Source organism: Chelativorans salis, from assembly GCF_025336525.1.
In the GTDB taxonomy this organism is placed as follows: Bacteria; Pseudomonadota; Alphaproteobacteria; order Rhizobiales; family Rhizobiaceae; genus Chelativorans; species Chelativorans salis.
Genome location: NZ_JAOCZP010000005.1, coordinates 313,472 through 327,791, shown reverse-complemented (window position 1 = coordinate 327,791; position 14,320 = coordinate 313,472). Strand labels below are relative to the sequence as shown.

At 61.2% G+C, this 14,320-nt stretch carries 14 protein-coding genes and 2 pseudogenes; 14 read left to right on the top strand and 2 right to left on the bottom strand.

Translation table 11 applies throughout. The features are described from left to right. Positions 1 to 20 precede the first annotated feature (20 nt). From N5A92_RS17950 to N5A92_RS17930, 5 genes are read left to right on the top strand one after another with little or no spacing between them, the layout of a single operon-like run. A complete protein-coding gene (locus N5A92_RS17950) occupies positions 21 to 974 on the top strand; it encodes a substrate-binding domain-containing protein (protein WP_425248602.1) in 954 nt (317 codons plus the stop codon). Then, positions 971 to 1,789, top strand: a complete 819-nt coding sequence (locus N5A92_RS17945; RefSeq protein WP_260905148.1) for an ATP-binding cassette domain-containing protein — start codon at positions 971 to 973, stop codon at positions 1,787 to 1,789. Before N5A92_RS17950 ends, N5A92_RS17945 begins: the two co-directional genes overlap by 4 nt. Beyond that, positions 1,786 to 2,790 carry an ABC transporter permease gene (locus N5A92_RS17940; protein WP_260905146.1) on the top strand — a complete coding sequence of 335 codons (1,005 nt, stop codon included), beginning with the start codon at positions 1,786 to 1,788 and terminating at the stop codon, positions 2,788 to 2,790. Before N5A92_RS17945 ends, N5A92_RS17940 begins: the two co-directional genes overlap by 4 nt. Positions 2,791 to 2,793: 3 nt before the next feature. Next, the gene (locus tag N5A92_RS17935; protein ID WP_260905144.1) at positions 2,794 to 3,858 is read left to right on the top strand and encodes a phosphotriesterase family protein; all 1,065 of its coding nucleotides are present in this window, start codon (positions 2,794 to 2,796) and stop codon (positions 3,856 to 3,858) included. 31 nt (positions 3,859 to 3,889) lie between these two features. Next, positions 3,890 to 4,666 (top strand): glutamine amidotransferase, encoded by a 777-nt coding sequence (locus N5A92_RS17930; protein ID WP_260905142.1) that lies wholly within the window; start codon positions 3,890 to 3,892, stop codon positions 4,664 to 4,666. Between the two features lie 20 nt (positions 4,667 to 4,686). Here N5A92_RS17930 and N5A92_RS17925 read toward each other — a convergent pair whose 3' ends face one another. Next, positions 4,687 to 5,586 (bottom strand): ribokinase, encoded by a 900-nt coding sequence (locus N5A92_RS17925; RefSeq protein WP_260905140.1) that lies wholly within the window; start codon positions 5,584 to 5,586, stop codon positions 4,687 to 4,689. Positions 5,587 to 5,612: 26 nt separating this feature from the next. Here N5A92_RS17925 and N5A92_RS17920 point away from each other — a divergent pair, with 26 nt between their 5' ends. The 6 genes and pseudogenes from N5A92_RS17920 to N5A92_RS17895 all read left to right on the top strand — a co-directional run bounded on the left by N5A92_RS17920 (position 5,613) and on the right by N5A92_RS17895 (position 8,733). Further along, positions 5,613 to 6,455, top strand: coding sequence for a BtpA/SgcQ family protein (locus tag N5A92_RS17920; protein ID WP_260905139.1), 843 nt, complete (start codon positions 5,613 to 5,615; stop codon positions 6,453 to 6,455). Positions 6,456 to 6,458: 3 nt separating this feature from the next. Next, positions 6,459 to 6,960, top strand: a pseudogene (locus tag N5A92_RS17915) (TenA family protein); the annotation flags it as partial. Positions 6,961 to 7,387: 427 nt separating this feature from the next. Further along, positions 7,388 to 7,558, top strand: a complete 171-nt coding sequence (locus N5A92_RS17910) for a hypothetical protein (protein WP_260905138.1) — start codon at positions 7,388 to 7,390, stop codon at positions 7,556 to 7,558. A gap of 11 nt (positions 7,559 to 7,569) precedes the next feature. Beyond that, positions 7,570 to 7,944: pseudogene (locus N5A92_RS17905) on the top strand (DUF6985 domain-containing protein); the annotation flags it as partial. An 88-nt stretch (positions 7,945 to 8,032) separates the two neighbouring features. After that, a complete protein-coding gene (locus tag N5A92_RS17900; RefSeq protein ID WP_260905134.1) occupies positions 8,033 to 8,404 on the top strand; it encodes a hypothetical protein in 372 nt (123 codons plus the stop codon). Beyond that, complete coding sequence (locus tag N5A92_RS17895) at positions 8,401 to 8,733, top strand: hypothetical protein (protein WP_260905132.1); 333 nt, start codon at positions 8,401 to 8,403, stop codon at positions 8,731 to 8,733. Before N5A92_RS17900 ends, N5A92_RS17895 begins: the two co-directional genes overlap by 4 nt. Positions 8,734 to 8,864: 131 nt before the next feature. On the opposite strand, the gene N5A92_RS17890 is transcribed toward N5A92_RS17895, so the two are convergent. Continuing rightward, a complete protein-coding gene (locus N5A92_RS17890) occupies positions 8,865 to 9,260 on the bottom strand; it encodes a hypothetical protein (protein ID WP_260905130.1) in 396 nt (131 codons plus the stop codon). 289 nt (positions 9,261 to 9,549) lie between these two features. On the opposite strand from N5A92_RS17890, the gene N5A92_RS17885 reads away from it, so the two are divergent. From N5A92_RS17885 to N5A92_RS17875, 3 genes are all read left to right on the top strand, one after another. Continuing rightward, positions 9,550 to 10,956 carry an alpha-L-fucosidase gene (locus N5A92_RS17885; RefSeq protein WP_260905128.1) on the top strand — a complete coding sequence of 469 codons (1,407 nt, stop codon included), beginning with the start codon at positions 9,550 to 9,552 and terminating at the stop codon, positions 10,954 to 10,956. Positions 10,957 to 11,237: 281 nt separating this feature from the next. Next, positions 11,238 to 11,630 carry a VOC family protein gene (locus N5A92_RS17880; RefSeq protein ID WP_260905126.1) on the top strand — a complete coding sequence of 131 codons (393 nt, stop codon included), beginning with the start codon at positions 11,238 to 11,240 and terminating at the stop codon, positions 11,628 to 11,630. A gap of 560 nt (positions 11,631 to 12,190) precedes the next feature. Continuing rightward, positions 12,191 to 14,290, top strand: coding sequence for a CHAT domain-containing protein (locus N5A92_RS17875; RefSeq protein ID WP_260905125.1), 2,100 nt, complete (start codon positions 12,191 to 12,193; stop codon positions 14,288 to 14,290). Positions 14,291 to 14,320 lie beyond the last annotated feature (30 nt).

Here is a 14,320-nt window from a genome sequence, read left to right as displayed (position 1 = left end):
AACCGAAAGAGGAGAACATCATGACCACGAAATTCACGTACACATTGGCGCTCGGGCTCGGTGCCGCCATGGCCCTGCCATTCGGCATGGGGGCGGCGCAAGCGCAGGACGAAAAGACATTTGCTCTTATCCAAATCAACCAGCAGGCGTTGTTCTTCAATCAAATGAACGAAGGCGCGCAGAAGGCTGCTGACGAGGCCGGCGTGAAGCTAGTCATCTTCAATGCCAACAACGATCCGGCGGAACAGAACAGCGCCATCGAAACCTACATCCAGCAGGGGGTGGACGGGCTGGCTGTGGTGGCCATCGATGTCAATGGCATCATGCCGGCAGTAAATCAGGCCGCTGAAGCAGGCATTCCCGTCGTGGCGATCGATGCGATCCTGCCCGATGACGGCCCGCAGAAGGCGCAGATCGGTGTCGACAATGCGGCTGCCGGCGCAGGCATGGGCGCCTATTTTCTCGATTATGTAGAGGCAAATATGGACGGCAATGCCAAATACGGCGTCGTCGGCGCGCTCAACTCCTACATTCAGAACATCCGTCAGAAGGGATTCGAAGAGGTCGTCGATGCCGCCGACGGCATCGAGAAGGCGGGCGTTGTCGATGGCCAGAACGTCCAGGACACCGCGCTTTCGGCTGCCGAGAACCTGATCACCGCCAATCCCGACATGAACGCGATCTACGCAACGGGCGAACCGGCACTCATGGGCGCGATCGCTGCGGTGGAAAGCCAAGGCAAGCAGGACGATGTGAAGATCTTCGGCTGGGACCTGACCGCCCAGGCGATCGCCGGCATCGATGCAAGCTATGTCGCCGCGGTGGTTCAGCAGGATCCGGCTGCGATGGGCGCTGCGGCCGTCGACGCGCTCAACACGCTGGCTGACGGCGGCAACGTCGAGAAGAACATCTCCGTGCCGGTCACCATCGTCACCAAGGAGAACGTCGACCCCTACAGGGCGACCTTCCAGTGATGCCGAACGGGCAGCAGGAAAGCGCTGTCGCCGAACCCGGGCGGGCAAGTTCCGCCCGGGACAGTACGGGAAGCAGCAGAATGAAACCGCGCATTTCGCTCAGGAACATCCGCAAGAACTTCGGATCGCTGCAGGCGCTGCGCGGCGTCGATCTGGACATCTTTCCGGGCGAGTGCCTCGGTCTCGTTGGCGATAATGCGGCGGGAAAGTCGACGCTCACGAAAATAATATCCGGAACCTACATTCCCGACGACGGAACGATCCACCTCGACGGCGAGCCGGTTCGCTTCAGCGGTCCGGCGGACGCACGCCGGCGCAACATCGAAATGGTGTTTCAGGATCTGAGCCTGTGCGACCACATCGATGTGGCCGGTAACCTGTTTCTTGGTCGCGAGATCACCAAAGGGCCTTTCCTCGATCGCAAGACGATGCTGTCGGAAGCACGAAAGATGCTCGACGCACTGGAAATTCGCATTCCTCGGTTAGGCAGAAAGGTGGCGCAGCTTTCGGGCGGCCAGCGCCAGGCCATCGCCATCGCCCGCGCGGCTTCGTTCGATCCCAAGGTTTTGATCATGGACGAGCCGACATCGGCGCTCGCCGTGGCCGAGGTCGAAGCGGTCCTGTCGCTGATCAACCGTGTCAAGGCGACCGGGGTTTCCGTCATTCTCATCACGCACCGTCTTCAGGACCTGTTTCGCGTCTGCGACCGCATTGCCGTCATGTATGAGGGCACCAAAGTGGCGGAACGTTCGATTGTCGAAACGGATCTCGAGGATCTCGTCAAACTGATTGTCGGCGAAAAGGACGAAAAATGAGCGCCTATACCGAGCGAAGCCAGGGCTCGCCGTGGGCCGACTTCCTGTCGGAACAGGCTCAGGTGCTTTCGATCGCCTTCTTTTTTCTGCTCTGCGTCGTGTACTTCGCCGCCACGACGGACACCTTCCTGACACTGGGCAACCTGCTCAACGTGATCAGGCAGGCTGCTCCCATCCTGATCGTCGCGGTCGCCATGACCTTCGTCATCATCACCGGCGGCATCGATCTTTCGGTCGGATCGCAGGTGGCGCTGGTGAACGCCGTCGCCGCCATTGTGCTCTCCGCCGGCCTGCCATGGCCTATGGCGGTCGTGGCGATGCTCTGCTTTGGCGCTTTGATCGGTCTCGGCCAGGGCTGGTTTGTGGCTTATCAGGGTATTCCGGCCTTCATCGTCACGCTGGCCGGGCTCTCCATGTTACGGGGCGTCGCGCTTTATTTGACGCAGGGCTATTCGATCCCCATCCAGGGGGTGCCGGGTTTCTTCGCGCTCGGGCGTGGCCAGCTTCTTGGCATTCCGCTGCCGGCTCTGATCGCCATCGCCGTCGCCATCCTGGGCTATGTGGTGATCACCGCCACCCGTTATGGACGCCAGGTCGTCGCCGTGGGATCGAACATGGAAGCAGCACGGCGCGTCGGCATGCCTGCGCGTTGGACGATCGCCTCCGTCTATGTAGTGTCGGGCGTCGCTTCTGCTCTGGCAGGGCTGCTGATCGCGGCGCGCCTCGGCTCCGGCTCGTCCAATGCGGCCGTCGGCTTCGAGCTGCAGGTGATCGCCGCCGTTGTCCTTGGTGGAACGTCGCTCATGGGCGGCCGAGGCACCATCGTGGGAACCATTCTCGGCGCCCTTACCATCGCCGTGATCGGCAATGGCCTGATCCTGATGCACATCTCGCCGTTCTTTACCCAGATCGTCACCGGAGCGATCATCCTGATCGCCATCTGGTTGAACACGCGCATCTTCACGGCGAATTTCCGATTCGGATTCGGAAAGGGGAAATAGGCCATGCGTGATGAACGTTCGAAGGCCCATGTCGGCTCCGGCCTTGTTATGACGGTCGGCGGCACCACTCCGGCCGAACAGCTCGGCGTCACGCTGATGCACGAGCACATCCTGAACGACTGCCGTTGCTGGTGGAACGAGCCGAAGGAACCGGAGCGCCGCTACCTGGCCGGGCAGCCGGTCCGCATCGAGATACTGTCGGAGCTGCGCCAGGACCCGTTCGTCAATAAGCACAACATCGCGCTGGACGATGAGCCTCTGGCGATCGAAGAGCTGCGGCAGTTCGCCAAGGCGGGCGGCAACACGGTGGTCGATCCCACCTGCCGTGGCATCGGGCGGGATCCGCTTGCCCTGAAGCGGATCTCGGCGGCGACCGGTCTGCAGATCGTGATGGGCGCGGGCTACTATCTGCAGTCGTCTCACCCGCCTGAAGTGGCTGGCATGTCGGCAGATGAGATCGCCGACCAGATTGTAGGCGAGGCGCTCGAGGGGGTCGACGGCACCGGCGTTCGTATCGGTCTTATCGGCGAGATCGGCGTTTCGTCGCATTTCACCGGCGAGGAAGAGAAGTCTCTCCGTGGCGCCGCCCGGGGGCAGGTGCGTACAGGCCTGCCGTTGATGGTGCATCTGCCTGGCTGGTTTCGGCTCGGCCACAAGGTGCTCGACATCGTTGCCGAGGAGGGGGCGGATCTGCGCCATACGGTGCTTTGCCACATGAACCCTTCGCATGACGATTTCGCCTATCAGAGCGAACTGGCGGCGCGTGGCGCCTTCATCGAGTTCGACATGATCGGTATGGACTTCTTCTATGCCGACCAGCAGGCGCAATGCCCGAGCGACGACGAGGTGGCCCGCGCCATCGTGAAGCTGATCGAAGCAGGCCATCTCGACCGCATACTGCTGTCGCACGACGTGTTTCTGAAAATGATGCTGACGCACTACGGCGGCAATGGCTATGCCTTCGTGCTGCGCCATTTCCTGCCGCGCCTTGAGCGCCACGGCGTCGGCAAGGCGGCGCTGGAGACGCTGATGCGCGGCAATCCGAAACGCGTTTTTTATGCTGGCTGAGGCCGCCCATTCCTGAGAAAAGAGAAATGCAATGACGAAGAAAGTGCTGCTCGTAGGCGAGAGCTGGTTCAGCTCCGCAACCCACTACAAAGGTTTTGACCAGTTCGGAAGCGTGACCTTCCACCTTGGGGCGGAGCCGCTGGTGAAGGCGCTGGAGGGCAGCGAATACGAACTGACCTACATGCCCGCGCACGAGGCGGTGGAGAAGTTCCCGTTCGAGATGAGCGGCCTCGATACCTATGACGTGATTATCCTTTCCGACATCGGTGCCAACTCACTCCTCTTGCCGCCTGCCGTGTGGCTTCACTCGCGGACGGTTCCGAACCGTCTGAAGCTTCTCCGCAGCTGGGTGGAAAAGGGCGGCAACCTGCTGATGGTGGGCGGCTACTTCTCGTTCCAGGGCATCGATGGTAAGGCGCGTTGGCGGCGCACGCCGGTCGAGGACGTGTTGCCAGTCACCTGTCTGCCCCATGACGACCGTGTGGAAATTCCCGAAGGTGCGGTTCCCGATGTCGTCCGGCCCGATCACCCGACCATCGCTGGTCTTGAAGGCGAATGGCCCGTGCTGCTTGGAGTCAACGAAGTGGAACTGCGCGACCGCGATGATGTCGAGCTCGTCGCACGATTGCCGGAAGATCAGGGCGGACATCCGCTGCTTGTCACCGGCCGCTACGGCAAGGGGCGTACGGCGGTCTGGACCTCGGACATTGGACCGCACTGGTTGTCGCCGGCCTTCTGCGCCTGGAAGGGCTACGGTATCCTTTGGAAGAACATCCTGGGCTGGCTTTCGGAACCGGCCGGGCGGTGATGTGCGCCGGCGGGTCGGCCTTAGCGGGCCGCGAGTATCGCCTGCAACTCCCGACTGGAGGGGAAGGCGGAATGGGTGCCGCGGCGGCCGACGGTGATTGCCGCGGCCTTGCCGGCGTCGCTGATGGCGCGCCGGTCGAGCGCCGTTCCGCGCAGGGCCGCCGAGGCAAGCGCCACGGCCATGAACGTATCACCGGCTCCCGTCGTGTCTATCACGGCACATATCTCGGCGGGAACGTGCAGGGCGCCGTCGGCAACGACCAGAAGGGCGCCCTCCGCGCCGAGTGTCACCACGATGCTGCTCACGCCCTGGGCGAGCAGCCGCCTCGCGGCCTCGGCGTCGGTGGCGCCGGTCAGCGCCCGCGCCTCACCCCGGTTCATGAAGACGACATTGATCAGTGGCCACAACTGACCAAAATAGGGCCGCACGGGCGACGGGTTGAAGGCCGTCGTCATGCCTTTTTCGCGCGCCGCCTTGAGCGCGGTCGTCGAGGTTTCGCCGTTGAGATTTCCTTGGAAGACGGCGAGATCCCCGGCTGCGGCGTCATTCAGCGCAGCCTGTGTCTCCAGTGCGCTCAGGCGGCTGGCGCAGTCGGTGGTGGTGACGATCGCGTTCTCGCCGTCCGGCTTGGTGAGGATCATCGAAAGATCGCTGGCGTGGTCCTCGAGCTGGACCAGCCGGCAGGCAATGCGCTCACGGCCAAGCTGCTCGCGGATCATTGCCGCGCGAAAGTCGTCTCCAGTGGCCGCAATCAAGCTCGTCGGCAGACCGCAGCGCGCCATGACAATTGCCTGGTTGCAACCCTTGCCGCCCAGGTCGCGGGTCGTCTGCGCGCCGAGTATGGAGGTGCCCGGCTGCGGCCAGTCGTCGATAGCGATGGTTTCATCGACGGTGACATTGCCAATCACGAACGCCTGCATAACCTGCTTTCAGTAGAGGTGAGACGATGACAACGGTAGCGAACAAGTCTTCGAACGCCATAAGTGACATATTCGGCACTGGCAAGGTTCTGATCGGGATGATTCATTGCCCGGCCTTTCCCGGTGCGCCGCGCTATGCCGGCGGTGGCGTGGACGCGATCTACGATGCGTGCATGCGCGATGCGGAAGCGCTGGTCGAGGGCGGAATGCACGGCCTCATCATCGAGAATCACGGCGACATTCCATTCTCCAAACCGGAAGACATCGGGCACGATACGCCGGCCTTCATGTCGGTCGTAACCGATCGCATCAATCGCGCTTTCGGCGTGCCGGTCGGTGTGAATGTTCTGGCCAATGCCCCGATCCCGGCTTTTGCAGTCGCCATGGCAGGCGGGGCTAGGTTCATCCGGGTAAACCAGTGGGCCAACGCGTATGTCGCCAACGAAGGGTTCATGGAAGGGCGGGCTGGCGAGGCGATGCGCTATCGCTCACTCCTGCGGGCCGATCACATAAAGGTGTTCGCCGACAGCCATGTGAAGCACGGAAGCCACGCCATCGTCGCCGATCGGTCGATCGAGGAACTCACCCGCGACCTCGCCTTCTTCGACGCCGACGTGATCATCGCCACCGGGCAGCGCACCGGTAATGCGGCGACCATCGAGGAAATCGAGGACATTGGCTCAGCGATGCATCTGCCGGTGCTGGTCGGCTCCGGTGCGACCAAGCAAAATATCGTCGAGATCCTTAAGCGCACCAGCGGTGCCATCGTCGCTTCCTCCCTGAAGGAGGACGGCGTCTGGTGGAACCCGGTGGACATCGAGCGTGTGCGCGCTTTCCGGGCGGCCGCCGAACCCGCGCTGAAGGCTTGAGTCTTGATAGCCGAAACCCTCAGCGAGCAGATGCTGCGCGAGAATGCTACGGTATTCGATGCGATGGTGAACCACCGCTTCGTTCGGGACATAGAGCAGGACCGCTTGGAGCCCCGTGTCTTCGAGCGCTATCTCGTCTATGAGGCTGCATTCGTCGATATGGCGATCTCGATTTTCGCCTATGCGGTGGCGAAGGCGGAGAATATCGCGCAGAAACGCTGGCTGATTGGCGTTTCTTGACACTCTTGCGAACCAGCAGATCGCATATCTCGAGCGGACCTTCGCCGCGCGAGGCATAAATCCTTCAAGACATGTGCTGGACCGGATGGAGGTGAACGCCTTTCGCACAGGCATGCTCGATATCGCCCGGCAAGGCGGCTTCCTCGATATCGTCGCGGCGATGTTCGCGGCTGAATGGATGTACGTGACCTGGTCGAAGCGCGCTGCTGAGACGGATACCTCGGATCTGCTTGTGATGGATTGGACGGAAAGCTCAAAGGAGCCTGTCTCACATCGGCTCGCGGGTAGACTTCTGCGGCGTGCGTCTTCGTTCGGACAGATGTGCAACGATGGTAGCGCAGGTCCGCTACCACCGACAGGAAGAGCCGGTGTTTTCTCTCGAATTGGAGCGAATCCAAACGACTTGATCGTTAATCGTCTGGCCACCGAGTTGCAACTTGCCGGACTCGGCGCAGTTGATCGCCGCGGGGCAGGATACGTCCCCATTACAGCAGTCCGACTCGGCCAACGCGACGGCGCAAGTGTCCGCATTGCGATCCTTGGATACCCGAGGTACGAACGTCGTGCTTGGGGCCGGTAGCTGACCGTCTGCTCTCCGCCTCATGAGCCTGAAAGCTGACACGAGGCCGGTCAGGCTGCCCACGTTCGCTAACGCCATTTGCGGTCATTCGGAAGTATCGTGGAACACGGTCATGGATCTTTCGATTAGAGACGATCTATGGTGGGGGGCCGACCTGCGCTTGCTGTCGTGGGCTGGCTACCAGAGCCGTCTGGGGCCGTATGGTTCCAAGGACAAGCCGGCACCGTCGAATGGCACGGCGACGCTCATCTTCGCGCCCGAGGGCCGGGGTGTGGGCCACTAAGTGAGCGCGAAGGGCGCTTGATCACCTGGTTCGAAGAGAACGAGCCAATGATCTCGCAAGCCGTAAAGGCGGGCATCATCAATTGGTGCTCGCCTGAGTCGATCGAACGCAAGACGAGGTTTGATTTTTCTGACGACTTTCCGGCTATATCGGATGAGCAAAGTCTAAAGGAAAATGTCGGTCTCTATGCCGTTAACGTCCATCAGCTCGATGTCGGCGGGGTGCCATACGTCGGTTACGAGTTCGGCTGTGAATGGGATGAGGAGCACGGGCTTGGTGTCCTGATGCACGGGGCGCGGGTCGTGGAAGTCGGCTTTGCAGATACCGCCTTCAATCTCTGGATTGCGCAAAATGATGCCGATGCTTTGAGCACGAAGTCGACATGACCCCTGTTGCCGATATTATCAGGTGTGGAGGAACACACCTGCAAACCTCCCTGCACGACGGCTAATCCCGGCCAGCGAGGTACCCCAAATGCCAGAGCATTTCCAAGTCGACGAGGTAATGACCGAAAGCGGTGACCGACTCGCCCTGTCACTCGGATTCGTCTCGCCGAACGACCCGTTGGACACCTTGCATTTTGTGGCAGGGAACAACCCGGAGCGGAAAACGCCGCTTTATGTTGAGCGCACTGACCAAAGTCTGTCCTGCATTGGTCAAGTGATCCGGTTTGCCTGCGAGGGGGGCGGACTTACCCTGTCGCTGACCGAGCAAGGAGCGAGGTCGCTCGGCCTCAAGCCAATGGTCCGCTTCGGTTTCGACGCGCATCCCGAGCTCCTGGTCGTCGCAGCGCGCCAACTTGCCGCCATCGGACGCGCGGGTTACTCCGATGTCGTAGAAGTATGACTGGCCCACTGATGAACGGTCAGTCCACGCCTGCGGAGTTCGGTGCCTGGCTCCCGGCCTGCGAGGAGTATTTCCGCGATTATAGCGAGGGCTATTTCGATGAGGGCGGCCAGATGTGGTACATCCGGAAGCGAAAAGGCGTCGAAATTGCCCCACAGAGAAGCGCTCTCATCATCGGTGATGCGGGAGTCGACGGAGTGGACTTTTGCTTCCGCGTGGGAATGATGGGCGTATGGGCCTATTATCCGTACGAGGCCGAGCACCGCAGGCTTGCGCCAAGTGTACGGCAATTCCTGGATGAATGGCTGAGCGGATCGATCACGGTCTAGACGCTCTGGATTGCCGGCCCGTGCGGCATGGCGCCGAGGAACGGCAGAGCGGTATCACCGCGCTGCTGTCGGATGCGGAGTTGTCGGGGATGGAGGCGGAGCTGCGTCCCACCCGCAAGCGCGCGGGAGCTTCAGCTGCGCGGCCAGTGCCTGCGGGGCAAGGCTAAAGCCCTCGCCAATGTTGTTTCGTCTCCGCCGTCAATGTCGATCACGTGCCGGGCGGAAAAGGGAAGCTCCACACCGCTCCACAGCTCATCATTTTCGTCAATGGCATACGGATCATTATCGAGAATGCCGAGATACTGATCGCCCACGCGACCACGAACAAGCACCCACATGCGCTCGATGGCGACAGGCTTTTTCTCATTGTCCACGGAGATGCGAAAGATCAATTTGACAAGATCCCCCGGTCGAAGGGCCTCGCGCTCCTCCAGAGGTGGGATCCAGAATGTATCTGGCGCTTTCCGATTTGCTTCTTCGGCATCGTCGAGGGACCAACCATCGTTATCAAAGTCGGGCTCTCGCATCGCGGGAGCTTAACCGGTCGAATGTCAGCTTTCCACCCCCTTCCGGACCTTCCCAAGCCCATTTTGCTACCGGATAGCGGACGTTCGGGTGAACCAGCCACTTGAGCCCTAAGGAGCCTCAGATCCGGCCCGTCCATTCGTCCGTTTTGCGCGAACCTCCGGAACATGCGGTCCGAGTTCTTCGTTCCGAGGAAAGCGGCGACGATATGAGGCGGGTGCACGCGCGGCCGATGCAGCCGCTGCGGACAGTCAGCAGGGCGCGGGAAACCAAGAACAGAGGAGCGAGACAATGGGAACGATCTCGCGCGACGCGACCCGTGCGGTGCCGGCGTGGTTCGACGATGCCAAGCTGGGTATCTTCATCCATTGGACGGCGGCCGCGATCCCCGCCTTTGCGCCGGTGCCGCAGTCTCGGGCCCTGGATTCTGCGGGCGTCAACCCGGAGAATTTCGATCCCGACGATCCGGACAAGCTAGGCAGCCCACAGATGTGGCGCTCGCTGCCGTTCGCCGAGATGTACCAGAACGCGATGGCGATCCCGGATAGTGCTGCGGCCCGATATCACCAGGAGACCTACGGCGATCTGCCCTATGATGCCTTCGTCGAAAAGTTCCGCACCGAGATGATCCCAGGGTGGGATCCCCAACCTTGGGTCGATCTCTTCGCTCAGGCGGGGGCGAGATATGTGGTCCTGTGCACGAAGATCGAAGACGGGTTTCTCTTGTGGCCGAGCGACCACCGCAACCCGCACAAGGGGAACTGGCAGTCCGATCGCGACGTCGTGGGCGAATTGGCCGCCGCCGTGCGCAAACACGATCTGCGCTTCGGGACCTACTACAGTGGGGGGTTTGACTGGACCTTTGGCGGGCTACCGGTCCATGATGGTTCGTCCTACACCAAGGCGATGCCTCAGGGTGAGGATTATCGCATCTATGTCGACGCCCACTGGCGTGAACTCGTCCTTCGCTACCAGCCCAGCATCCTTTGGAACGATTACGGGAAATCGCCGCGCGGGGCCGATCTGGCCGGGCTCTTTCGCTGGTACCGGGAACAAGTGCCCGATGGGCTTGTCAACGATCGCTTCGACACGCGACGACAAGGCAAGGGGGAACTGCCCGTCGATTTCGTCACTCCGGAATACGCCACGGAAGGTCCTGCGGATCGGAAATGGGAAGCCTGCCGTGGGATGGGCAACAGCTTCGGCTACAACCGGCAAGAAACCGACGACGACTATCTCAGCGCCACCGAACTCATCCACTTGTTCGTTGATATTGTTGCCCGGGGCGGGAACCTGTTGATCAACGTCGGTCCGACAGCCACCGGCGCCATTCCCTGGGCGCAGGCCCAGCGGCTTCTCGCCTTGGGGCAATGGCTGCGTGTCCATGCAGATGCGATCTACGGTACAAGGCCCTGGGCGCAGGTCGGTGGGATGACCGACGAGAGGCTGCATATCCGCTATACCGCTGGGCGAGATGCAGCCTACGCCATTGTCCTTGGGACGCCGAGAACGGCAATGGTCGAGCTCAATGTGCAGTTGGACGACGGCGCAGAAGTTTCGCTGGTGGGCAGGCATGGGCCTCTGCGCTGGCGACGGAGTCCGAGCGGGATTCTCGTGGAGCTGCCCGAGCCGCCCGACCAGCGACCAGGCCTGAGCCTGCGACTGTCGCCCGCCCTCAGCGTGCGAGCACCGTCGTAGATATTCACGGCTCGAAGTTATGGCGTTGAAACTACGCCAAAGAACATCGAATGCCCGAACGTCGAACGGATTGACGACAGCTTCGCGGCCTCAACCAGCTGTTTGACGGACTCGTATCGAGCTTCCGCCTTGTCCGCGATGGAGGCGGCTACCCCGCTCACCCCGGCTCTACGGCCAAGACGCATTCTACGTCGTGGCTGGGTGGCGGAGCGGTCAGTCGACTTTGAGGGAACAAAGAGCGGAAGCTGCCATTATCGAACAAGGTCAGACCGGAGGCTGTTGTGATACACCATGTTTCGGTAGGGACTAATGATGTCGGGCGCTCGAAGCGTTTCTACGACGCCGTTTTGCCCATCGTCGGCATTATGCCGATGGCCGAGGACGAGGGCGGATTAGGTTACGGAAGCGGCACATTTCACTTCAGCGTACAAGTGCCGATCGACGGGAAGCCTGCGACCGTCGGCAACGGAACCCACATCGCTTTTGCAGTGGAGGATCGCGCGATGGTCGACCGCTTCTACGCGGTGGCGCTGGATCACGGTGGTAGCGGCGACGGGGACCCGGGACTCCGCCCCGAGTACGACGCGAATTATTATGGTGCGTTCGTCCGCGATCCAGACGGGCACAAGATCGAGGCTTTAACCTACTCGGCCAAATCAGCGCAATTCGGTTAGCGGACGACGCCGTGAGGGCAGCTTTCCAGATCAGCTTGGGAATTCCCGAAGGTCCGCAGCGAGGTCGACCACGTCGTACAGCGAACGGCCGCTATTGGTCAGCCGCGCGAACGACCGGTTTGTCCGCAACCACGACCTACATTTTCTTTCCGCGATGTCCGGTTCCGGGTGGAGGCAAAGTTTGCCCCAACGGCTGAAGTGGGGGCGCCTTGCCGCCTGTCAGACCGGGCCGAGATCGGAACGTCGGCAATTGATCGCCTGATTGTGAAAGCGAACATTGTCATTTTGAGCGGAACGACAACATGGTCGTAGCTGTAAATCGCCGGCACGTTACTGAAGCCGTCCCACCATCTGGGTAGACGGCGGATTCCGCTCAGCGCACTACGAAACCCGTTGCGCCCTTGTCGGCACGTCATAGGATGCACCAACACTCGTGCGACATGAGAGCCAATGGATTTTTCCGACCCGCTCAAGATCTATTACATCGTCGTTCTTGATGACGCCCCTATCGAGGATGCATCGCCGTTCCAGGGTTTTTCGCCCGGTTGGGAGGATGTACTTTGGACATTGCCGCTGATTGCCAACTTCCCGCCGATGTTTTGGAGGGCGCATCCCCGCGCGATGGCATCATTGCGCAGCGCATGGGTGGCGCGCGCCAACTGTCGTGGCTGCCGCTAAATCTCGGTGCCCTGCTTCAAACCCACGTCGAGCAGTTCGGCTATTTCCTGGTGTGCTTTTCCGGATCGGCCACTGTAGGCTCGGCAGTGCAGGATTGGGTCAATCGGCAAGTACATCCTGTCATGCATATAGCGGCAGTGGCAACGGAAGGCGCTTTGGCTGCTGCCGATTTCACCATGGACCAGCTCCGGGATTACTGCCGGATGGTCTTGGAACGTCGCGGCAACGCATTCACCCCGGATCGACAAGCAGCGGCAGCCCGGCAACTTGCGGAATGGCAGGAACATGAACCGGTCCCCAGCGGCCTGAAGGGCTGGGCACACAATGTGGTTCTTCCAAACCATATGGTTTTGACGCGCGCCGGGCGTTCGCTGGAACCGGGCGAAGCCTTTGTCGGCCGGAGCGAAGCGGACTACGCGTCTCTTATTGTCGAGAGCGCACAAGCCGTCCGCAATGTGCGCCAAAAGGTTGGGTTATGGCGATTTCACCGGGCGATGCTGCTGCATCCCGCGCTTATTCTGACGGAGCCCGCCCTCTATCGCCAGGCCTATGCGCGGCCACAAAAGCGTTCCGCACGCGAGGAACGGGAACTGTTTCGGGTCCTGCGGCTTCTCCAAACACAAACCGGACATCTCGCCACTGCTCACAGCGATTTTTTCGAAATCCTCCAGAACAGGCCGGGTGCGCGATTTCTGCTGCACCTGCGCCAGTGGGAGCTTGAAGCGCACACGCTCGGCGTCGGCCTCAAGGCAGCGCAGACCTGTTCGGCCGTCCTGCGCCTCTCGCCGGCGGTCAATCACGTATTTCCGGCACTTTCTGCCTATGCCCGCAATATCCGCTCGGCCAATGCGCAATCGCGGCGCAAGGCCCGCCGCCTGTTCGAGACCGTTCAGCAGCAGCTTGTTTCGGCTATCGGCCCCGAGCGGTTGGCGTTCATTGCCGACGCCGAGCGCCCCATGAAGATTGTCGCCGATGCGCCTATCGAGTGGCTTCCCGTCAACGGCCTGCCGTTAGGCTTGCGCTTCGATTGCTCGCGCATCAACGCGACTCCCGGCAATCTCATGATGGGCTTGCTGACGCAGCCGGACGTGGTGACAGTGCCGCCCGCCGGGCTGCAAAAGGTGCTCATTCTCTCATGCCTTACGGCGGACGATCCTTTGCGCAATGCCTTGCTGGGCTCAGTCAACGCCATCAGGCACCAATGGGAGGGGAAGGTCGAGGTTGTCGTCAAACGCGCTCTGACGAAGCAAGCCTTCATCGATGCCCTCAATGAATTCGACGGCAGCATCCTCATTTTTGACGGCCACGGCGCGATCAACAATGTCGATCCGGTCGGCTATCTCGTCGTTGGAAACGAGAAAATGGATGTTTGGAGCCTACGCGGCCATGTCAAAATCCCGCCGATCGTCATCCTGAGCGCATGCGATACGCAGGGCATCGATAGCGGCTCGCACGCCACGGTCGGCAATGGCTTCCTCGCGCTCGGCGCGCGCGCGGTCTTGGCAACGTTGTTACCCGTCGGCGGCTTGGCATCGGGCGCGTTCATCGCGCGGCTGATCTATCGTTTGGCCGACTTTCTTCCGGCAATGATCGCCACCCGCGCCCGCGTCCTCAACTGGACGGAGGTGATCGCGGGGATGCTGCGCATGCTGTTCGCATCGGAAGTGCTTGATGCCCTGGTCGGCCCGCCCGCTCCACTCGCTAGCCCGCGCGGGCAAATTCAGCGGCAGGCGAACATGGACATCAACAGCGGCGATCCGGCGTGGTTCGAGAATCTCGTTGACCACGTAAGCGCCTTTCGAAACGAGGACCGGACCATGGTCGAGGGGCGCATAAGGGATGTTATTGCGCAATGCGAAGCCATTCGCTACGTGCAACTCGGCAATCCGGAGACAATCCTGATCGATGACGGGACGATCCGCGATGCGGTGTTGGGTACTATGGGAGATAGCGCTCCTGACAGTGAAGTGACGGCTTCATGAGCTCTCACGCCTGCGGCAGAGAAAAATTTG

What these genes read in the sequence shown, in the direction of transcription:
- N5A92_RS17910 (WP_260905138.1), top strand. Translation starts at nt 7,388, where the DNA reads ATGGATCTTTCGATTAGAGACGATCTATGGTGGGGGGCCGACCTGCGC.
- N5A92_RS17895 (WP_260905132.1), top strand. Translation starts at nt 8,401, where the DNA reads ATGACTGGCCCACTGATGAACGGTCAGTCCACGCCTGCGGAGTTCGGT.
- N5A92_RS17935 (WP_260905144.1), top strand. Translation starts at nt 2,794, where the DNA reads ATGCGTGATGAACGTTCGAAGGCCCATGTCGGCTCCGGCCTTGTTATG.
- N5A92_RS17900 (WP_260905134.1), top strand. Translation starts at nt 8,033, where the DNA reads ATGCCAGAGCATTTCCAAGTCGACGAGGTAATGACCGAAAGCGGTGAC.
- N5A92_RS17890 (WP_260905130.1), bottom strand. Translation starts at nt 9,260, where the DNA reads ATGCGAGAGCCCGACTTTGATAACGATGGTTGGTCCCTCGACGATGCC.
- N5A92_RS17930 (WP_260905142.1), top strand. Translation starts at nt 3,890, where the DNA reads ATGACGAAGAAAGTGCTGCTCGTAGGCGAGAGCTGGTTCAGCTCCGCA.
- N5A92_RS17940 (WP_260905146.1), top strand. Translation starts at nt 1,786, where the DNA reads ATGAGCGCCTATACCGAGCGAAGCCAGGGCTCGCCGTGGGCCGACTTC.
- N5A92_RS17885 (WP_260905128.1), top strand. Translation starts at nt 9,550, where the DNA reads ATGGGAACGATCTCGCGCGACGCGACCCGTGCGGTGCCGGCGTGGTTC.
- N5A92_RS17950 (WP_425248602.1), top strand. Translation starts at nt 21, where the DNA reads ATGACCACGAAATTCACGTACACATTGGCGCTCGGGCTCGGTGCCGCC.
- N5A92_RS17920 (WP_260905139.1), top strand. Translation starts at nt 5,613, where the DNA reads ATGACAACGGTAGCGAACAAGTCTTCGAACGCCATAAGTGACATATTC.
- N5A92_RS17925 (WP_260905140.1), bottom strand. Translation starts at nt 5,586, where the DNA reads ATGCAGGCGTTCGTGATTGGCAATGTCACCGTCGATGAAACCATCGCT.